We start from the raw sequence: 19,563 nt of genomic DNA, 5'->3' as shown, positions 1-19,563 counted from the left end.
AAAGGAATTACCATGAGCATGTCCCGCAAAGGCACGCCAGCTGATAATTCCCCAATCGAAACGTTTCATTCCACGCTAAAGTCTGAAACGTTCTATCTAGACGATATCTATCGCACAACGAATGCGTGTGTGATACAAATCGTCGAAGAATACATTACTTATTATAACAATATCCGTATTCAAACGAAACTAAACAGCCAATCGCCGGTTCAATACCGTCAATTGGCTGCATGATAGGGTGTTTTATTCCTGTCTCAAAAACGTTAGTCAGTGCCCTGCTAAGACGGCTCTTTTTTGTTATTGAACTAACGCGGCAGGTTAGTTGAATAAGACTTGTAACACCCATAAGAGAAAAAACATCTAAATACAAAAGGGGTGAAGTACAGCGATGAAAAAGATAAATATTATATTTGTTTTATTTATTTCATTATTAATTGCTGGTTGTCAAAACTTAGAAAACTCAACAATTAAAAATCTGGAACAAAATAATATTCCAGATTACACACCTGCATCTGAAGACGTCATTGATATGCATGGCGAAATTGAAAATAAAGAGAGATTTCAGGAGTTCCTGAATAATGTTGAAAACGCGAAGAATGATAGCGTACGAGTAGTTAGATATACAGAAGAAGGTGACCCAATGCTTCATGATCTTGAATATGATGGTGAAGTTATAAAATCAATAACAGACACACGAAGAGATAAATTTGGTGAAGGAAATATTATTAGTACTACTTGTACCTCAATTGAGGTGGTCGAAACTACTGAAAGAACTGATTACATTCTTGAAGGTTGCGAAGATATAGTAGATAATACCGTTTTAGTCTTTTGGAATCAGTAGGGAAATATATCTTCATTAATAGATATTTTAATGTAAATGTGAATAAATTCACTTAAACTAACGAAGCAGTTTAGTTGAAGAACAATTGGTTTTTTTATGGTAAAATGGCGTTATAAAGGAGTGAGAATGTTGAAAAAATACATTTACACGGGGATTTTACTTGGAACTATTGTGTTAGCTGGGTGTAGTGCAAATGAGGAAACAGAAGAACAAGTACAAGCAAAAGAAGAGAAAATGGAAGATGTAACTAATGGACAAGCAGTAGAAGTTGAGACTTTACCTGATACGGATAAAGAAGAAGTTGTATCAGTAACACCATTAGATTTAACTCAAGAACAAAAAGAAGATTATCACAAGCAATATGTTGAAATTGTAAAAGAAATAAATGCAAAAGAAGGTACAAATCATCTGGAAGTTAACCCAATTGATGAATTTAAATCAGAAGATTGGGTTGAACCAGAGAAATTTAGACAAATAGCAGAAGATAGGGCAACTTGGGAATTTACCTCAAAAGTTTTTGGTGGCGACCCCGTTGATTAAACGTAATCGAAATAAATTTAATTACTTAAACTAACGGGTGCTTTACTTCAAGAAGGAGTAAAGCCTTTTTCTAATTGAACTAAAGCAGCAGTTTAGTTTAAAATCGATGTTTAACTTGTGTTCAACAATCGTGCCAGATTGTGTAATAAATGGATGAAGTAATTGCTTAGCTGTTGTTATCTTTGCTGATTAACATTAACTTCAGGTGTCGAAAATTTTAAAATACGTAGCAACTGATCGCTCATATAGGACGGAGGTTGTAGGAAATCATTTTCAATCCATTCGACAATCAGTCCGACAACTCCGTAAATACGGTACGTGTTAAATAAATTTAGGTCGACGCTTGGATCGATTTCCTTTGAGATAATAAAATCCTCACGAAAGAGCTGATCGATTTTTTCCGTAAGTTTTTTATGGAAGTTATAGTTTGTCGCAGGACTTAGTAGTAGTTGATAAAGGCGTTTGTTGCTTAGAAAATGCTCGAATAGCACGACTGATTCGGATGCGATTTTATCAAGCTCAATCACTGAAAGTTGCACATATGGATGGCGATACGCAATTTCCATATCTTCAAATAGAACGTTAATTATTTCATCGAGCAGCTGCTCTTTACTGTCGTAGTGTGCGTAAAAGGTACCGCGATTGTACTGGGCAGTTTCGACGATTTCTTTTATGAAAATATCAGCGAAGGGCTTTTGCTCCATTAGTGTGAGTATGGAAGTTCTTAAATCTTGTTTCGTGCGCAATACCCGCTTATCAGAGTTGGGAATAGTCATAAGAAAGCACCTCTCATACTTTTAGTCGACATATTTTAATATGTGTACAGTAACGTACATTTCCTCTATTATTGCATATTGCGGTACTAAAATTAAGCAGATATACTTAAATTGTTCGATAAATCGACACATATTTAGTTCAATAGGGGGAAACGCATGATGGCACGGTTAAAAGATAAAGTAGCAATTATTACAGGTGCTGCTGGCGGACAAGGTGCTTCAGAAGCTTACACTTTCGCTCGTGAAGGTGCAAAAGTAATCGCAACAGACTTACAAGAAGAATTATTAGCAAAAACTGTAGCAGACATCAATGCTGAATTTGGCGATGTTGCTATAGCAGTTAAACATAACGTTGCAAGCATAGCAGACTGGAAAACAGTTGTTGCAACAGCGGTGGAAAAATTTGGTAAAGTAGACGTATTAGTAAACAATGCTGGTATTTCTGGTAATATGGTAGCAACTGTTGAAGATACAACTGAAGCTGAATTAAACAAAGTTATAGACATTAACTTAAAAGGTAGCTTTTACGGTATGCAATTAGTTATTCCAGAAATGAAAAAAGTTGGCGGGGGTTCAATCATCAACGTTTCTTCTGTTGCTGGTTTAGTAGGAGCATCGGGTCCTGCGGCATACAGCGCTACTAAAGGTGGTATTCGTTTACTATCTAAAAATGTGGCAATGGATTTTGCAAAAGACCATATCCGTGTAAACTCTTTACATCCTGGTTATATCGCTACAAACATGATTAAAGATGCAATTTCCAATGAAGACGTATTAAAAGCATCATTAGCTGTAATTCCATTAAACTTTATCGGAGATCCTTCTGATATCGCTAATGCTGCTTTATTCTTAGCATCTGACGAATCCCGTTACGTAACAGGTACAGAATTAGTAGTCGATGGTGGCTACACAGCAAAATAATCTTTTTGCACCGGTACTTCATAAGAAGTGCTGGTTTTTTATATTTTATGATAATTTTTATCTTCAGCAATCGGGCGATTTTCTTTAATAAGGAAGCGTCTTTTTGCATAGACAACACATATTAGTGATTGAGTATATTGATGTCTAAAAAAAGATTGTGAAATATTGTACTTAAAGTAAAGGGTGCTTTACTTCAAGAAGGAGTAAAGCCTTTTTCCTTATTGAACTAAAGCAGCAGGTTAGTTTAATAAGAATAAAATTAACACCAACTATTTATAGTAGGTGTTAAAATCATAATAAGTAGTAGTGTTAACTAATAAAAAGAGGTGCTTTCATGAAGTTAGATGAGTTTTCAGTTGGAGATGTTTTCGAAACTAAATCATACAAATTAACAAAAGAGGATATTGTGAGATTTGCAAGTGAATTTGATCCCCAATATATGCATTTGGATGAGGAAAAAGCAAATCAGGGAAGGTTTAATGGAATCATTGCTTCTGGTATACATACGTTAGCTATTTCATTTAAGCTATGGATTGAACAAGGTAGGTACGGTGAGGATGTTATTGCTGGGACACGGATGAATAATATTAAATTCATAAAGCCTGTGTATTCTACTGATGAACTACATACCATTGTTGAGGTTATCGATAAGAAATTAATTAAAAATAAAACTGGTATCCTTACTGTATTGTTATCTACATTCAATGATAAGGAAGAAAAAGTTTTCGAGGGTGAATTATCTGCATTGATAAAGCAATGAAGGTTAATTTGTAAGATTAAACTACGAGTGCTTTAGTTAAACAAGTGGCTACCTGTAAGGGTAGCTTTTTCTTATTGAACTACGCGACAGGTTAGTTGAAGAAGATAACAGAACATAAATAAATGAGGTTTTGTGTTGAAATCATTGAATTAGATAAGAATATAAAACTAAAGTCGATTTTCTGAGTAAACGGAAAATCGGCTTTTACAAATCGGTTATCGATTTTTTAATAAAAATCTATGTGGTATTTCTTTCCTGACATTTTTATTTTTAAGTTTTACATGCTCCATCGAAAATCGGAACAGCGTTACTAGCTTCAATGAGAATTTTTTTGGCGAGTCAGGAAAATCATTGATAATCCATTCAATGATTAATCCCGAAAGACCATAGGCACTGTAGCGATTAAACAGTTCATTATCAACGGTTCTGTAATTTTCTTGTACCTCTATCTCAAAATCATCCAGATATAGTTGAATAATTTCATCTGTTAATTGACTTTGAAAATTAATCGAAATGTTGTTCCCTAATAATGTTTGATAGAAAAATGCATGTTCCTTGAAATGATGCAAAAATTTATCCGGTTCATCCACTAGTTCATCGATATTGATTAGATCATCATTCTTATAGGAACCACGATAGGCAATCCGCATTTCCTTAAATAGATTATCAATGACCTCTTGCAACAATTCTTCTTTCGACTTGTAATGAGCATAAAAAGTCCCTCTACTATATCGTGCAGACTCGATTAACTCCTTTATTGTAATTGCTGAAAAAGATTTCTGTTTCAGTAAATTAAATAACGCCTTATAAAAATCCATTTTTGTTCGTTGTACACGTTTATCTAGAAATTGAAAATCACTCATAACCTACACCTCATATAATTTTTCCGGACATTTTTGTACCAAATGTATAGTATTGAACATTGCTAATAGGTTTGTACGTTGTTAACAACTTAGACATATTTTACACTAAAAATGTCATAAAGACACAGGAGGAGATTTATTATTATGGGTCGTCTAACAGGTAAAACAGCAATTATTACAGGAACTGCTGGAGGTCTTGGTCTTACTACAATTGAACTTTTTGCAAAAGAAGGCGCAAACGTTGTTGCGGTAGATGTACAAATTGATTTATTAAAAGAAAATGTAGCTAAAATTAGTGATATAGAAGGAAAAATCTTACCATTTAAAATGGATGTTTCTTCAAAGGCAGACTGGGCTGAAGTAGTGGAAAAAACGGTTAAAGAATTTGGACAAGTAGATGTATTGGTAAATAATGCAGCAGTTATCAAACATGGACAATCTTTAATGGAAACAACATTGGAAGACTGGAATTTAATGATTGCAGTTAACCAAACAGGGGTACTTTTAGGTATGCAAGCGGTAGTGCCAGAAATGCAAAAAGTCGGAAAAGGCTCGATCATCAATATTTCTTCAATTGGTGGTATTGCTGGTGGCGAAGCAGATAGTTTCTGTGCAGGCTATAGCGCGACAAAAGGTGCTGTTCGCTCATTAACAAAACATGCCGCTCAAATGCTTACTAAAGATAATATTAGAGTAAATTCAGTGCATCCGGGTGCAATGATGACACCAATGCTAAAAGAGGCATTAAAAGATGAGGCTAACCGTCAAATCGTAGAAAGAAGCTTTCCGCTACCACCACACGCTGCAGACCCGGCTGATGTGGCGTATGGAATTGTATATTTAGCCTCGGATGAAACTAAATATACAACGGGATCTGAACTTGTCATTGATGGTGGATTCACTTCCCGCTAAATTATTGCACCCATTAATTTAGAAAAATTAACATGCACACTTGTTGTTCCCTCAACAGGTGTGCTTTTTTATTTGTATAGCAATATCTCGGAGAATAGCCTATTGGCTAACCCAGAAATACCTAAGCTAATTAACAAAAATTAAACCAGCTTCGATAAAAAGGAGTCTAAAAAAGGAGAGTGTTTCCTTTTGAAGATGCTAAACATGCGTTGACGTATACAGAGACAGGTAAAGCTAAAGGGAAAGTAATACTTAAATTAAAGTGATACTGAGTGTCTGAATGAGCACTAGCCAATAAAAAAGATACCTTACTAATAGAAATATTCTTCAACTAACGGGTGCTTTACTTCAAGAAGGAGTAAAGCTTTTTTCTTATTGAACTAACGAAGCAGTTTAGTTGAACAAGGTACTTGGTAAAAATAGAGCTTATAAAGGAGGAGTATAGTGTAATGGCTTCTGGACGAGATGAAATGATAAAGGCACTGAAATTAATTCTTATTCCATTATTAAGAGAAAAGGGATTTAAAGGTTCTTTTCCGCATTTTCGACGTAGATTAGAAACCCGAATTGACCTTATCTCTTTCTATTTTGACAAGTATGGTGGTGGATTCATTGTTGAAATAGGTGCTTCACCAGCCAATGGTTTTACCATCAAGGGTGGACCTCATTTTCCTCCAAATAAGGTAAACACAACTCACCATGTTCCATGTATACGACTTGAACCAACTGAGGAACACGACTCATTTAGATATGACGAAGAACCTGTTCCACATGACATTTATGAAAAATTAGCATATGAGGTTGTCTCCCTTCTCCCTAAAGCAGAGGAATGGTGGAATTCGGATAAAATAGCTCGTATTATTAAGAAAAAGACGAAACAACAAGGTTACATAAATTTTGATTGAACATATAACCCGTTATTAAGCTAACGGGTGCTTTAGTAAAAAAAGACGGAGAAAAATGAGTATAAAAATGTTTCTCCAAGCCCCTTTTTCTATACAAAATCAACCATTAACTTTAACATAGCCTAACAAATAAAGATCTGTACTTAAAACAGTCAAAACCCTCTTATGACAAGGTTCTGGCCTTTTTTTGATTTATCCATAAGTTAAGTAAGTGAAGATTAACGCTATTTGTTTAGCTTTTTGAACTAACGCAGCAGGATGGATTAATAAGAGGTATTTTTAAATAATTGTTGAAATAGTTATTACATAAGGATAATTCACTCTACATTTGAGGGGGAGTTAAGTTGAGGAAAATACTCACTTTATTACTTACAATATTGCTTTTAACAGCTTGTTATTCAAATCAAGAAACTATTAAAGCTACTGGTAAAGGGGAATTGTGGAAAGCACATGTAACATACGAAGTTACCGATTTGGAACTCTATGATAGGGTTGGAATTGAATATACAGGAGATGAGGAACTTCTATATGTCACTTATTCGTTAGTTACTGACGAAGGCGGACGAGGGGGAGAAGTTGAACCTCAAGAAAATCAAACCGCAATATCGTTTGGGGCGGGCGGAGGTAATAATCCTCCGGCTATAGATGCCGCAATTATATCGTTAAATCATGCTTATATAGAAATTAAATGGCGGACTAAAACAGGAGAATATGATGAAAAAATTAACTTGAAAGTTAATTAGTTTTAATAATACGCATAAATGGACATCTCTTTTCTGCTCCAATTAACAGGGTACTTTATTTGAAGGACTAGGGTTGCTTTTGGCAACACTTTTTCTTAAACGGACTGTCGAACCATCTTTCTTAAGGTTAACTAGACTTTGTAATTCAATCGAACAACAAGAGGGAATAGGTGATAACTACCTGCAGATCATCTAAATATTAGACGGTTGTGAAATGGCTAGGAAACTTGTACGACTATTAGGAGTAAAAAAAAGAAAAGACTACCACGGCGGCAGTCTCTTCCCAGCTATAATATTATTTTACTTTACTTCCTAATTAGTTTGAACATCTATATATTCATCGCTAATTTCACCAACAATTTCTTCTAATACATCTTCCATTGTCACCAGACCAGCGGTTCTACCATCTTTATATGTAACGATGGCCATATGAACTCTACTTTGCTGCATTTTAGACAGTACTTTTTGGATAGAAGTTGTTTCAGGAAAACGTGGCATTTCGTGAATAAACGATTCGGGTTTCTCGGTTCTTCCAGCTGCCATGCTGGTCAATAACTCTTTCGTATTAATAAAGCCGATGAGCTTATCTTTGTTTCCGCCATCGGTCACTGGATAACGGGTGTATTCATGGTCATCTAAAGCTTCAAATAGTTCGGATTGCTGCAGATCTTTGTCCACAGTAACAATTTCTGACCGTGGTATCATAATATTTTTCACAATCCGGTCGTCAAATGCAAAAATATTTTTCAGGTAAGTCAATTCGGTTTGATTAATTTCTCCGCTTTGGAAGCTTTCCGAGACGATTAATTTCAACTCTTCCTCCGAATGGGCCTCTTCATGCCCGGCCGGTTCTACTCCAAATATCCTTAAAAAGATGCGCGCGGAACCGTTTAGTAACCAGATGAACGGATTCATTATTTTTCCGAACCTATATAATGAGGGAGCAAGTAGTAAGGTCATCTTTTCTGCATATTGAATGGCTAATGTCTTTGGTGCTAATTCTCCAACCACCACATGCAGGAACGTGACAATGGCTAAAGCGATGGCGTAGGATAGTGCAGTCGCCACTGCTGCAGGAATAGAAAAATACTCAAAGAACGGATGTAACATTCCTTCAACAGTCGGTTCACCCAATGCGCCAAGGCCCAATGCCGTTACGGTAATCCCTAGTTGACAGGCAGAAAGGTAATAATCCAGTTCGTTCGTAACTTTTTTCGCTAGTGCAGCCTTCTTATTTCCTTCTGAAATTAATTGATCGATTCTTGACATACGCACCTTTAAGATGGCGAATTCAGCTCCAACGAAGAAAGCAGTCAAGAGTATTAGCAATGCTATTAATATCAAGTTTATTATGGTCTGTCCATCCAATTCGTCTCCCTCAAGAGAGGGATTCACCTCCAATAATGTTAAACTCAGTTGTATCGAATTCTTAACGCCTTAGTTAAGTCTCTTGATGAAACATAACACGCTTAATTTGTTGATTGTCCATTTCGGTAACCGTCCATTGACTATTATCTTTGGAGATTGTGTCCCCGGTTTGAACATCATCTCCTGAACTTTGGGTATGAATCCAGCCCCCAATAGTATCTATATCTTCGCTTTCACTAAAAACTAAACCAAAGCGCTCTTGAAGATCCTTTAAGAGAACACGACCATTTATGAGATATTGCTTTTCATCAATCTTGCTGATATCCGGTACTTCATCAGCATCGAATTCATCACGGATTTCACCCACAATTTCCTCTAGAATGTCTTCCATTGTAATTATGCCTGCTGTTCCGCCGTATTCATCCACTACTAATGCTATATGAACATGGGTATTCTGCATCCTTAGCAAGGCACTCTGTAAGTCGGTTGTTTCTAATACAATAGGAATGTCCCGTATGAACTCCTCAAGCTTTCGTTTCCGACCAGCTACAATATGGGGAAGCATTTTTTTGGCGCTTACAAAACCAACAATCTGGTCTTTGTCTCCGTTTTCCGATACAGGATACCGAGTGTAGTTATTAACATCCAAAATTTTGATAATTTCGTTCAGTTCCATGTCTTTATCCAGAGTAACCAGTTCCGTTCTTGGAACCATGATATCTTTGGCGATCCGTTCATCAAACGTGAAAACATTCTCCATATAGGAAAGTTCCGTTTGATTGAGTGCTCCTCCCTCGTAACTCTGAGCCATGATGATTTTAAGTTCTTCTTCTGAGTACGCCTGTTCATGCCCAGCGGGTTTAACGCCAAGTGTTTTTAAAAGTAACCCTGCTGATCCGTTCAATGTCCAAATAAACGGCTTCATGATATATCCGAACCTGTAAAGTGAAGGGGCCAGTATTAATGTCATTTTCTCTGCGTATTGAATGGCCAATGTTTTCGGAGCCATCTCACCAATAACTACGTGTAAAAATGTGACTAGTAGAAAGGCGATAGCATAGGAAGCAGCAGATGCCATGGCATCTGAGACGGCAAAAAATTCGAAAATGGGGTACATCAGTCGTTCTACAGTCGGTTTCCCCAATGCCCCTAATCCTAGAGCGGTAACAGTAATTCCTAACTGGCAGGCTGATAAGTAATAATCTAAATTAACAGCCACCTTTTTCGCAAGTACAGCCTTTTTGTTTCCTTCGGCTATCAGTTGATCAAGCCGCGACATCCTGATCTTGACAACGGCAAATTCCGATCCAACGAAAAACGCGGTCAAACCAATCAAAATCACTAATAATACTAAATTTAATATGGTAATTATATCCACTTATTTTCCCTTTAAAGGGATTCACCTCCAAAATAATTACATGAAAACAATAACAAAGCGGCTTACATCAACCGTATTTCATGCTTAATAGGTTATGTTAGTAGGAGTAACTCTCAGCCGTTTTTTTTATCTTTATGTACATCCTCCATTTTGAGCTCTTTTTCAAGATTTACCCGATGAGAGTATAATTTGTTTAATTTAGGCATATAAACATAGACGTTTTTCCATAACTCAGTCCCTTCGAATTGCTGAAGGACATTTGTAGGGTAGAACCAAAATGGAGCATTTTAAGAATACGATTTACTATACCAACATTTGTTAATTTGGTAATAAAAGCAATTTCTGAATTAAGGACAAGTTTTCATGGGATACTTTTTTCTTAAACTCTTCAAGCTTTCTTTGATCAGTTTTTTCGATCTGTGCGAGAACCTTTGATATTGCTCTCTCTTAACCCCTGTATACTTAAATTCAGTTCATGAAGGTCAACCTCTTCCGGATATTTGTCTATAATTTCTTTTTTTATATCCGTCCTCATCCGCATGAGGACACCCGAAAATGGAGTATTAGCCTATAATATTGAGTGGAATTGCAGCAACAGGATGGTTTATGTTGAAAGATAAAAGCCCAAAAAACAGCGTGTTTTTTTGAAGTGATAAAAAAATTAAGTAGAGCAACGTCATTTAAGACATTGCTCCTTTTAATTTTCATGTGCGTTAAAAAATTGAATGAGCTTATTTTCATCTTCTGAATTTTCTTGGATGAACTTACTAAGTTCTATTTCGTTATTAAATTCTTTTATGTCTCTTCCATACAAACTTTGTAGTGCGTCTCTGGTCACTTTAAACTCTTGTTCAACAAAATTAAATGTAACCCAATCTGCATTTTGAACTAATGCAAGTATAAAAGTGGCATTATATAAAACAAGTTCTCTGTAATTTGTTTCTTTATCCTTACTTTTTTCTACATCGATATAATTCAAAATAATTCCATAAGGTTTATCTGTCGTTTTAAGCTCCAATCCATTAAGCTGTTCACCATTTGGGTTTGGTAATCGCCCAGTAATATTCCCAACAGCACCAGCATCTCCAACATAAGAGTCTTTAAATTTAAATATATTTTCATCTTCATCAACCTTAGCTGGGTTACAACCATTTAATAGAAGCAATACAATAATTAAAAAAGAGAAAATCATTGTCATTTTCTTCACTTTCATTCCCCCTCAAACTACAAGCAATGTTTTTGCTCTGTTGACTGTTTTATAGGTCTTTCAAAAATCAATTCATAGTATGAACCTACTGCAACTCCTGAAGTTGCAAAGTCAGGAGAGAAGATTTGTACAAAACGATAGCCTTGATTTGCGTGATTTTTAATTACTTCTCGATAATCTTCATTAGGTTTTCCAGATAACTTTTTAAACTCTATTTTTATAAACTTGTATTCATACATTTATTTCTCCTCCTTTTGATTGTGCATCGGAAACATAATAAGGATATTATTAATTTAACTATTTGTACGATTTAAATTTGAAAAAAGTTTCAAATTTAACAATTTCCTTCAACTAGACTGCTTTGTTAGTTTAGTGTAACGCTTCCCAAACTGCTCATTATAAATATTAATTGAGTATAGTTTCTTTTTAAATAAATTATTAATAATTTGCTTTAATACCTCAGGTTCCCTTAAGTCTTCATTCCCAAGTTTTAAAAGATCACATACAATTCTTACTCAATTTGTGCCTCAATCATTTCGATTTCTCCATCTTTTGTTACTTTATCTATTCCAGATTCTTTATTATTTGTATTTTCCCATTGTATATAATAGGCGTTATTTTTAATTTCTGTAGTTTGAATAACAGGTGTATCATTGCTATTTGTATGTTTTTCAATTACCAATTGTTGTGCCTCTTCTTTAGAAATACTTTCTTCAATATTAGAACAACCGACAAGTACCAAAAGTATTAATGTTGCAACTAAAAATTTTATGTATATAGATTTCATTTTTTAACACTCCTTTCTAAATTAGTCGATTGAATTTAATAAACGTTACAATTTTAATGAAATTCTTATAAAACTAAACTGCTGCGTTAGTTTAAGTGTAAACCTTTACAAACTCATTCTTATTTGGATAAAAATATCCGGTAGCTGTGAAACTAATTTAATCAGTTGTGGGGAAGGAGTCACCCATTTTTTCTGTTCAACTGAGCGGTTGGATAGTAAATGATCATATTGTTCAGGGGTTAGGGAAATCCAATCCCATATTTAATTTTTCAAGAAATAATGTAACGTTGAAATATCTAATCAGTCTGATATATGGTCAAGGAAAAACGTTTATCGAGCTAAAATAACCAGTCTTCAATCCAAGGATTTTAACTTAGAGGAATGTTATAGTATTGGTATGATTTTCAAAGAGGGGGCTTTAAAGTGAGGAATAAAAGTAAAATCTTAATGGTAATGTTTACCTTAATATTAACAATACTAGCTGGTTGTGGGAACTCTTCTGATAAGTTAAGTTCAAAAACGGACAACCAGCCAACGGATAACAACTTAACTGAGAGTACAGATGAAGACTCATCGAATCAAGACGTAACAGATTTAGAAAAAGATACAACAGAAAACTCTTCAGAAGGTGATGACAACACCGAACTAAATGACCAAGAAGATGCTTCTGATCATACGTCTACAAAGCCAGATGACGGAGAGCTGTTGAAGACCAGTAAAATTACTGAAAGTACAAAAGAAGAGTATCTCAAGAAACTGAATGAAATGGAAGAATCAGATAGAAACTCTGAAGCCGGAACAACAACGATTGAGTTGGAGGAACAAGAGATGGAGAGATATAAAAAATGGGATGTGGAGTTGAACAAAATTTACGGATTGTTGAAAGAACAGCTTAGTACAGAACGGATGGATAAATTAAGGGAAGATCAACGGAATTGGATAAAACACAGAGATGAAGTTGCTAAAGAAGCATCATTAAAGTATCAAGGGGGTTCGATGGAATCATTAGAATATGTGGCTACGCAAGCAAGTCTTACAAGAGAAAGATGTTATGCATTAGTCGCAAAATATATGAAGTAATACACATTAACTATTCCTACTACCTCTATAAGGGTAGTAGGCAAAGTTAATGGTCCCCTTTGGTTCAAGAAGAATATCTACTATGATGACAAAATGCACAAGGCAGATGTGACTTGGACAAATAACCATATTATTACAATCAATAATCACACTTTGAACTTGGAAAAAGGGGGAACTTTTTCGGATTAAAATTTCTTTTTACTAACGGGAGTAGGATAACAGGAGTCCGGGAGGTAATTCATACGTCTTTATGTGCGTTAACGTTAGTCCTTAAGCGTAAACGCATATTTAAAACCAAAAGCATTCATATTTTTTTACAAATGACATCAATATTTGCTTTTTATCATACTATATACTTGAGGTGAATTAAATGCCAAGAGTAAAATACAAGAGTTCAGACGTTGACTTAATGGCAAGGATGATGAGGGCGGAAGCCGAGGCCGAAGGACAGCAAGGGATGTTATATGTCGGAAATGTAATTGTTAATCGTGTTATAGCCGAGTGTATAGACTTTAGAGATTTAAGATCAATTGCAGATGTCATTTTTCATGTACAAGGAGGAAATTATTCTTTTGAAGCTGTTCAGAAAGGTAATTTATTTTATGAAAGAGCAAGAGGTGTTGAAAAAAGATTAGCAAAAAAGGCTTTAGATTTTTGGAGAGACCACCCAGCGCAATATGCTCTTTGGTATTTTAATCCAGAAGGTCCATGCCCTCCAACGTGGTATGGTCAACCTTTTACTGGTCAATTTAAACAACATTGTTTTTATGAACCAGAACCTGGAACATGTGATAGTGTTTATAGGGGTTAGGATGTTTAAGAAATGTTAATACCTCGGGGTTTTTGTTGTGATTTTACCATCTTTTGCTACGAATAAAACATTGGATCTCTAAACGCAGCTCATTTTATAAATGTTGTTTTGGAATACTTGTATCTAATGAAATATAAAGGGAACTACCTGGTTTAGCGGGTGTTCCCTTTTATTATATTTCAAACATTTATTAATAGTTACTTATCTAAGGAAGCTCTTGTATTAGCGACATCTCTTAACATATTTTTCTTTACTTTTTTAAGTTATTCCTCCTCAATACTGCGTTGTAAAGCATTTCAGAGAGAGGGAAGAGGAATATAAAGGATGCGCAAGTTAATTAAACAAGCAAGTATGTATGGAAGGATCTAAGTAGGATTTGTTCAATAATGATGCTGTATTCTGGAGATATATTTTTATTTAAAGAAAGGTGGCAGATTCTTAATTACTAAAGAATCTGCCACCTTATATATTTGTATAAAATAGATTGATAAAATTAAAAAAACATGATAAAGTTATATAGAAACACAATTTTGTTATTATAGATTATATTATCCCTACTATAATTATACTGCATGATTTTTTCCTAGTCAACCCCCATTTTTATTTTTATAAAGGAGTGCTTGATATGTATACGGAACTTGGGCAAGAACAAGAACGGTTGGACAGCGTAATGGAGGTAATTACAGAACAAATCGACAAACTGAAAGATGAAACTGATATGCGTCGGAAAGAGGTGGTTAATTTCCGCAAACACTTTTGGGATGACGTCAAGGTTAACACAGATACTTTCGATGATTATCTTGAGACGGTGATTAGCTTGAGACAACAGGCTCAGAACCTTTCCGTTAGTCAAAGCACGCACAGACAAGTTTCCAATAAACTGTCCGCACTTGAACGTATGCAAAAGGTACCTTATTTTGGTCGAATCGATTTTGCAGAAGTAGGAACTTGCGATACAGAAAGAATTTATATAGGCATCTCTACACTCATGGATTTAAGCGGAGAGGACTTCCTTATCTATGACTGGCGGGCCCCGATTTCGAGCGTTTATTACAATTACTCACCAGGCCCTTCCGAATACACAACCCCTGAAGGAATTATCGGCGGTATATTGGAACAAAAGTGGCAATATATTATTCGCAATGGTGTTGTAGAATCCATGTTCGATACTAGTATCACGATCGGAGATGAAATTTTACAGCAGGTGCTCGGCAAAAGCACGGATAAACATTTGCATAGTATTGTTTCTACTATTCAACAAGAGCAAAATCAGATCATCCGGCATGATCATGGGCGGCTACTAATCGTTCAAGGTTCGGCTGGCAGTGGCAAGACATCGGCCGCACTTCAGCGAATTGCTTATTTACTCTATAAATATCGAGATAGATTGAAAGCTGATCAAATCATTTTATTTTCACCAAATTCGATGTTTAACAGTTATATATCCAATGTGCTGCCTGAACTTGGTGAAGAGAATATGCAACAGGTCACATTCCAAGCGTACTTGAATCATCGGCTAAGTAACGAATTTCAAGTAGAAGGTCCTTATGAACAATTGGAATATGTATTGACTGCTACGAATCAGCCATCATACCGTGTTAGATCAGAGAGCATTCGTTTCAAAGCTTCGGTTCGTTTTTTTGAGGCAATCAAAGCATACAGACAATCGCTCGAAGTAGCTGGTATGCTATTCAAAGATATTATTTTCAGAGGAAAACCGATAGTCAGTGCTAATCAAATTAATGAAAGGTTTTATAGCAGTGACACATCACTACGTTTTCATAATAGACTTGAAAAGTTAACGGAATGGTTAAACAAGCAAGTGGATGAAGCGGTGAAGCGCGAACGAACTAAGTCGTGGGTACAGGAAGAAATCGAGTTACTCAGTGAAGACAACTACCAAAAAGCCTATGCCTACTTACGGAAGAAACGCGGTTTTAAAGAAAAATCATTTGACGATTATGAGATGGAACCTGAGGCCCTCTCCCAGTTGATTGTTCGCCAAAAATTTAAGCCGATACGCAAACGAATTCGAATGCTCCGATTCATAGATATTAAAGGAATATATAAGCAGCTTTTCGCTAGTTCAACGTGGATGAAGGGGGAAACACCTGAAGAATGGGCGGAAATTTGTCAATCGACTTTGAAAATGCTAGACGAAGGTAAACTATATTACGAAGATGCTACTCCATTTTTACTTTTGAAAGAGTTGATACAAGGCTTTCAGACAAACACCTCCATTAAACATGTGCTTATAGACGAAGCACAAGATTATTCTCCGTTTCAATTTGAGTTTTTGAAACGTTTGTTTCCTTCAGCAAGGATGAGCGTTCTTGGCGACTTTAATCAGGCGATTTTTGCCCATGCAAGTGAAACGGTAGATTTCGATACACTTACTAACTTATACGGGCCGAAAGAAACGAATACGATTAATCTAACCCGTAGCTACAGATCCACACGACCAATCGTGGAATTTACACGCGGACTCGTGCCTAATGGGGGAAAGATTGTCGCTTTTGAACGCGAAGGGGAAATACCTGTATTGACTCAATTGAATAATCGTGAAGAATTGCATCATCATATTGTTTCCAAAGTATCCTTTTTGCGGGAGCAAAAGTATAATACAATCGCCATTATATGTAAATCCGCAGAGGAAAGTACCATTGCATATGAAGCTCTAAGTGAGGTCGATGAAATTAAACTTGTGAAGAGCAGCTCTATGGAATACGAACAAGGTGTTGTAGTAATACCGGCGTATTTGGCGAAAGGCATTGAATTCGATGCTGTTATCCTATATGATGCATCAGCGAAAGTATACGGCAATGAGAACTTGCGCAGATTGTTTTACACAGCCTGCACACGAGCTATGCATAACTTGCAGCTGTACAGTGTAGGAGAGCCGAGTCCTTTATTGCACCACATTGCGCCGGATTGTTTAGTTCGGAGCTAGATTTAACATAGGAATAGTCCTACTATAAATGCTGCCTGGAAAGGGCTGATTGCCACTGATTTATAGTTGCCGAGAAGTCATTCTTAAAGAATGCTCTATGGTACTATGATCTTCAGCAATCCTCCTTTTTAGGCATACTATTCTATAATCAATCAGGGAGCTAAAAATATAAAAAGATAGGGTGATAGTATGGAATTTATATATTTTTTAGCAGCGCCATTTTTTTCGATACTTTGGTTTCTGAATTTAGTCCAACTTTTAGAAAAACTAAAACAAGGAAAAGATATACATAATCAAAAAATATTAGGTTGCGTATGGAGCGTTGGATTAACTTTTTCGTTGATCTTTGCAATAACTGTATTTATGTAAGATTTTCATTCGTGCTTATGCTTATCTAACATTTAATGATACTTGTACATATACAAACGTAGAAGGATATGATGTGCTTGTGCGAAAATGAAAGGGAGAAGAAGGATATGGCTGGCCAAAACATTAGAAATATTATTCTAAATGAGTCGGAAGCTAGGGAAAAGAAGGTTTATTAAGAAGAATTTAATACTTTTATCCCGCTGATCCTTAATTCACGAAAATAAATGGAGATTATTAGTTTATGTTCACTATTAGAGGCTGATAAATAGAAGGGAGAGACGTTCAATAATATCTCTCTTCTTTTGTTTGTAAAGTAAATCCCGACGTTGAGTTCTACTTGTTGCTCCTTTTTCTGTCATAATTCCCTCACAACTTCGTAACTCTTGGGACTTGTCTATGCTGGCTTGTTTCTTCTATGATGGAGGAAGACAGCAGGAGGGATTTTGGTCATGCTCAATGAAGCGAAAAATTTTATCCAAATGTATTATGACGAAACGGGTCAGTCAGAGCAGGAAATGGAGACTCGATTAATAGAAGTAGAGCAACAAATATTAAAGCAAGGTACATACGAACAAACGCTAGATGAGCTCTCATACGGAGCTAAAATGGCTTGGCGCAATAGTAATAAATGCATTGGTCGACTTTTTTGGCAAAGCTTGAATGTTCTAGATAAAAGAGATTTACATACAGAAGAGTCCATATTCGAATCGCTTCTAGAGCATATTGACTTCGCAACGAATAACGGAAGAATTCGTCCAACGATTACGGTATTTTCCTCTCAAGATGTTCGGATTTGGAATCACCAATTGATCCGTTACGCAGGCTACGAAACCGAGAATGGAATAATTGGAGACCCGGATTCGGTAGTATTTACAAAAGTTTGCCAAAATCTCGGATGGAATGGAAATAATGGACCATTTGATGTATTACCACTAGTTATCCAAATTAAAGATAATCCACCCAAATTATTTGAGATACCAAAAGCATCTATTTTAGAAGTACCCATTCGTCATCCAGAATTTTCTTGGTTTAAGGATTTGGAATTGAAATGGTATGCGGTTCCCATGATTTCCAATATGAAATTGGAAGTAGGCGGTATTTCTTATATAGCTGCTCCATTTAACGGGTGGTATATGGGAACAGAAATTGGTGCGCGTAATTTAGCAGATGACAATCGCTATAATATGCTGCCAACAATCGCTGAATATATGGGGCTAAACACAAAATCAAATGCATCTCTTTGGAAGGATCGTGCATTAGTCGAATTGAATGCTGCGGTTTTATATTCCTATAAAGAAGATGGGGTGAGCATCGTAGACCATCACACGGCAGCCCAACAGTTTAAGCGGTTTGAAACTAATGAACTCCAAGCAGGCCGTGATGTAACTGGAAATTGGTCTTGGCTAATCCCACCACTAGCACCCGCAACTACCCATATTTTTCATAAACCTTATGCGAATGATAAGAAGACGCCCAATTACTTTTACCAAAGAGAACCATACTAAAAAAGAGGAATCAGCTTACGCACATGCTGATTCCTCTTTTGCTTATTCGATGCTAGAAACAAAACGATCTTTTCTGGCATGCATACCAGCAAAAAATAGTACAATGGCCATTACGATAAATAAAGCAATAGGCAAAGACCAACTAGCATTTGCATCATTAAAAAGCCAAATAGTACTGGACCGATTGCTGCAAGTAAATACCCGAACGATTGAGCAGTACCGGATAATTCAGCTGCTTCTATTGGAGTTCGAGTAAGTGAGAAAAACATCATCACTAAACTAAACGATGCCCCTCCAGCTAAACCGAGTAGAATCATCCATAAAATAGTAAGTGAAGCATTCCCTGATAAAAGTCCGACGTAACCAATTATATAGAACAAAGTAAATATACCAACTAATATTCGTTGATCTTTCATTCGATTTGCAAGAATCGGTGTTAAAAAAGTCAACGGTAATTGAGATAATTGCATTAACGATAACATCCAACCGGAAGTATCTGCATTTAAACCTTGCGATTGCAAGATTTCAGGGAGCCAAGCGGCGGTCGTATAAAAAATGAGTGATTGGAGTCCCATGCATAGCGTAACAGTCAAAGTTACTGGACTGGATAAAATAGATTTGAATTTACTAAAATTCGGTGAGCCTGCTTTCTCGTGTAGAGGCAATGAAAATAATACCGATCATCAGCAATATTAGTTTGCTATTATTTTTTCCTACTGTATTTTGCAAATGTTCTTCTCCTTATCGATTACTTTTAAGCTGCCTAACACTTTCTCAACGATAAATTCAATTGAAGAAAGAAAATAAGACGCAATAGTTTTAATATTCTCATTTCTATCCTTCGATT

Annotated in this window: 22 protein-coding genes; 14 read left to right on the top strand and 8 right to left on the bottom strand. The window is 35.9% G+C overall.

The window, feature by feature from the left end:
- From BMZ04_RS16440 to BMZ04_RS16430, 3 genes are all read left to right on the top strand, one after another.
- On the top strand, window positions 1-234 hold a 234-nt coding region (locus BMZ04_RS16440; protein ID WP_143128313.1), incomplete at its 5' end, for an IS3 family transposase.
- Between the two features lie 154 nt (window positions 235-388).
- Entirely contained in the window at window positions 389-841 is a 453-nt protein-coding gene (locus BMZ04_RS16435; RefSeq protein WP_093273760.1) for a DUF4362 domain-containing protein, read from the top strand.
- Window positions 842-970: 129 nt separating this feature from the next.
- Complete coding sequence (locus BMZ04_RS16430) at window positions 971-1,381, top strand: putative periplasmic lipoprotein (protein WP_093273758.1); 411 nt, start codon at window positions 971-973, stop codon at window positions 1,379-1,381.
- A gap of 176 nt (window positions 1,382-1,557) precedes the next feature.
- Here the strand turns inward: BMZ04_RS16430 and BMZ04_RS16425 are convergent, their stop codons facing one another.
- Entirely contained in the window at window positions 1,558-2,157 is a 600-nt protein-coding gene (locus BMZ04_RS16425; protein WP_093273756.1) for a TetR/AcrR family transcriptional regulator, read from the bottom strand.
- Window positions 2,158-2,316: 159 nt separating this feature from the next.
- Between BMZ04_RS16425 and BMZ04_RS16420 the strand changes: the two genes are divergently transcribed.
- Entirely contained in the window at window positions 2,317-3,078 is a 762-nt protein-coding gene (locus tag BMZ04_RS16420) for an SDR family NAD(P)-dependent oxidoreductase (protein ID WP_093273829.1), read from the top strand.
- A gap of 334 nt (window positions 3,079-3,412) precedes the next feature.
- Window positions 3,413-3,838, top strand: coding sequence for a MaoC family dehydratase (locus BMZ04_RS16415; protein WP_093273754.1), 426 nt, complete (start codon window positions 3,413-3,415; stop codon window positions 3,836-3,838).
- A gap of 215 nt (window positions 3,839-4,053) precedes the next feature.
- On the opposite strand, the gene BMZ04_RS16410 is transcribed toward BMZ04_RS16415, so the two are convergent.
- Entirely contained in the window at window positions 4,054-4,701 is a 648-nt protein-coding gene (locus tag BMZ04_RS16410; RefSeq protein ID WP_093273751.1) for a TetR/AcrR family transcriptional regulator, read from the bottom strand.
- A gap of 144 nt (window positions 4,702-4,845) precedes the next feature.
- Here BMZ04_RS16410 and BMZ04_RS16405 point away from each other — a divergent pair, with 144 nt between their 5' ends.
- The 4 genes from BMZ04_RS16405 (at window position 4,846) to BMZ04_RS16395 (ending at window position 7,261) form a co-directional block, all read left to right on the top strand.
- Entirely contained in the window at window positions 4,846-5,613 is a 768-nt protein-coding gene (locus BMZ04_RS16405) for an SDR family NAD(P)-dependent oxidoreductase (RefSeq protein WP_093273749.1), read from the top strand.
- A gap of 179 nt (window positions 5,614-5,792) precedes the next feature.
- Complete coding sequence (locus BMZ04_RS22075; RefSeq protein ID WP_143128315.1) at window positions 5,793-5,879, top strand: hypothetical protein; 87 nt, start codon at window positions 5,793-5,795, stop codon at window positions 5,877-5,879.
- A gap of 183 nt (window positions 5,880-6,062) precedes the next feature.
- Complete coding sequence (locus BMZ04_RS16400) at window positions 6,063-6,518, top strand: DUF4304 domain-containing protein (protein WP_093273747.1); 456 nt, start codon at window positions 6,063-6,065, stop codon at window positions 6,516-6,518.
- Between the two features lie 344 nt (window positions 6,519-6,862).
- Entirely contained in the window at window positions 6,863-7,261 is a 399-nt protein-coding gene (locus BMZ04_RS16395) for a hypothetical protein (RefSeq protein WP_093273745.1), read from the top strand.
- A 312-nt stretch (window positions 7,262-7,573) separates the two neighbouring features.
- Here the strand turns inward: BMZ04_RS16395 and BMZ04_RS16390 are convergent, their stop codons facing one another.
- The 5 genes from BMZ04_RS16390 to BMZ04_RS16370 all read right to left on the bottom strand — a co-directional run bounded on the left by BMZ04_RS16390 (window position 7,574) and on the right by BMZ04_RS16370 (window position 12,001).
- Entirely contained in the window at window positions 7,574-8,629 is a 1,056-nt protein-coding gene (locus BMZ04_RS16390; protein ID WP_093273743.1) for a hemolysin family protein, read from the bottom strand.
- A gap of 73 nt (window positions 8,630-8,702) precedes the next feature.
- Entirely contained in the window at window positions 8,703-10,007 is a 1,305-nt protein-coding gene (locus tag BMZ04_RS16385; RefSeq protein WP_093273741.1) for a hemolysin family protein, read from the bottom strand.
- 697 nt (window positions 10,008-10,704) lie between these two features.
- Window positions 10,705-11,205, bottom strand: coding sequence for a DUF4825 domain-containing protein (locus BMZ04_RS16380; protein WP_093273825.1), 501 nt, complete (start codon window positions 11,203-11,205; stop codon window positions 10,705-10,707).
- Between the two features lie 26 nt (window positions 11,206-11,231).
- A complete protein-coding gene (locus tag BMZ04_RS16375; RefSeq protein WP_093273739.1) occupies window positions 11,232-11,453 on the bottom strand; it encodes a DUF4177 domain-containing protein in 222 nt (73 codons plus the stop codon).
- Between the two features lie 272 nt (window positions 11,454-11,725).
- A complete protein-coding gene (locus tag BMZ04_RS16370; RefSeq protein ID WP_093273737.1) occupies window positions 11,726-12,001 on the bottom strand; it encodes a hypothetical protein in 276 nt (91 codons plus the stop codon).
- A 423-nt stretch (window positions 12,002-12,424) separates the two neighbouring features.
- Here BMZ04_RS16370 and BMZ04_RS16365 point away from each other — a divergent pair, with 423 nt between their 5' ends.
- From BMZ04_RS16365 to BMZ04_RS16345, 5 genes are all read left to right on the top strand, one after another.
- The gene (locus BMZ04_RS16365; protein WP_255367967.1) at window positions 12,425-13,081 is read left to right on the top strand and encodes a lysozyme inhibitor LprI family protein; all 657 of its coding nucleotides are present in this window, start codon (window positions 12,425-12,427) and stop codon (window positions 13,079-13,081) included.
- 12 nt (window positions 13,082-13,093) lie between these two features.
- Window positions 13,094-13,270, top strand: a complete 177-nt coding sequence (locus BMZ04_RS23200) for a DUF5412 family protein (RefSeq protein WP_177184481.1) — start codon at window positions 13,094-13,096, stop codon at window positions 13,268-13,270.
- A 181-nt stretch (window positions 13,271-13,451) separates the two neighbouring features.
- Window positions 13,452-13,892 carry a cell wall hydrolase gene (locus tag BMZ04_RS16360; RefSeq protein ID WP_093273735.1) on the top strand — a complete coding sequence of 147 codons (441 nt, stop codon included), beginning with the start codon at window positions 13,452-13,454 and terminating at the stop codon, window positions 13,890-13,892.
- Window positions 13,893-14,517: 625 nt separating this feature from the next.
- A complete protein-coding gene (gene helD / locus BMZ04_RS16355) occupies window positions 14,518-16,842 on the top strand; it encodes an RNA polymerase recycling motor HelD (protein WP_093273733.1) in 2,325 nt (774 codons plus the stop codon).
- Window positions 16,843-17,660: 818 nt separating this feature from the next.
- Window positions 17,661-18,716: a nitric oxide synthase oxygenase gene (locus BMZ04_RS16345; protein WP_093273729.1), complete on the top strand. Its 1,056-nt coding sequence runs from the start codon at window positions 17,661-17,663 to the stop codon at window positions 18,714-18,716.
- A gap of 110 nt (window positions 18,717-18,826) precedes the next feature.
- Here BMZ04_RS16345 and BMZ04_RS16340 read toward each other — a convergent pair whose 3' ends face one another.
- A complete protein-coding gene (locus BMZ04_RS16340) occupies window positions 18,827-19,381 on the bottom strand; it encodes an MFS transporter (RefSeq protein ID WP_255367966.1) in 555 nt (184 codons plus the stop codon).
- Window positions 19,382-19,563: the final 182 nt, after the last annotated feature.

Origin of the sequence: Psychrobacillus sp. OK032 (assembly GCF_900111345.1) — a bacterium.
GTDB lineage: Bacteria > Bacillota > Bacilli > Bacillales_A > Planococcaceae > Psychrobacillus.
The sequence above is the reverse complement of the archived record's forward strand: the minus strand, read 5'-3'. Positions and strand labels throughout refer to the sequence as shown.

Coding starts and splice junctions, on each gene's coding strand:
- BMZ04_RS16435 (WP_093273760.1), top strand. CDS start 389: ATGAAAAAGATAAATATTATATTTGTTTTATTTATTTCATTATTAATT.
- BMZ04_RS16425 (WP_093273756.1), bottom strand. CDS start 2,157: ATGACTATTCCCAACTCTGATAAGCGGGTATTGCGCACGAAACAAGAT.
- BMZ04_RS16420 (WP_093273829.1), top strand. CDS start 2,317: ATGGCACGGTTAAAAGATAAAGTAGCAATTATTACAGGTGCTGCTGGC.
- BMZ04_RS16415 (WP_093273754.1), top strand. CDS start 3,413: ATGAAGTTAGATGAGTTTTCAGTTGGAGATGTTTTCGAAACTAAATCA.
- BMZ04_RS16410 (WP_093273751.1), bottom strand. CDS start 4,701: ATGAGTGATTTTCAATTTCTAGATAAACGTGTACAACGAACAAAAATG.
- BMZ04_RS16405 (WP_093273749.1), top strand. CDS start 4,846: ATGGGTCGTCTAACAGGTAAAACAGCAATTATTACAGGAACTGCTGGA.
- BMZ04_RS16400 (WP_093273747.1), top strand. CDS start 6,063: ATGGCTTCTGGACGAGATGAAATGATAAAGGCACTGAAATTAATTCTT.
- BMZ04_RS16380 (WP_093273825.1), bottom strand. CDS start 11,205: ATGACAATGATTTTCTCTTTTTTAATTATTGTATTGCTTCTATTAAAT.
- BMZ04_RS16375 (WP_093273739.1), bottom strand. CDS start 11,453: ATGTATGAATACAAGTTTATAAAAATAGAGTTTAAAAAGTTATCTGGA.
- BMZ04_RS16370 (WP_093273737.1), bottom strand. CDS start 12,001: ATGAAATCTATATACATAAAATTTTTAGTTGCAACATTAATACTTTTG.
- BMZ04_RS16360 (WP_093273735.1), top strand. CDS start 13,452: ATGCCAAGAGTAAAATACAAGAGTTCAGACGTTGACTTAATGGCAAGG.
- helD (WP_093273733.1), top strand. CDS start 14,518: ATGTATACGGAACTTGGGCAAGAACAAGAACGGTTGGACAGCGTAATG.
- BMZ04_RS16345 (WP_093273729.1), top strand. CDS start 17,661: ATGCTCAATGAAGCGAAAAATTTTATCCAAATGTATTATGACGAAACG.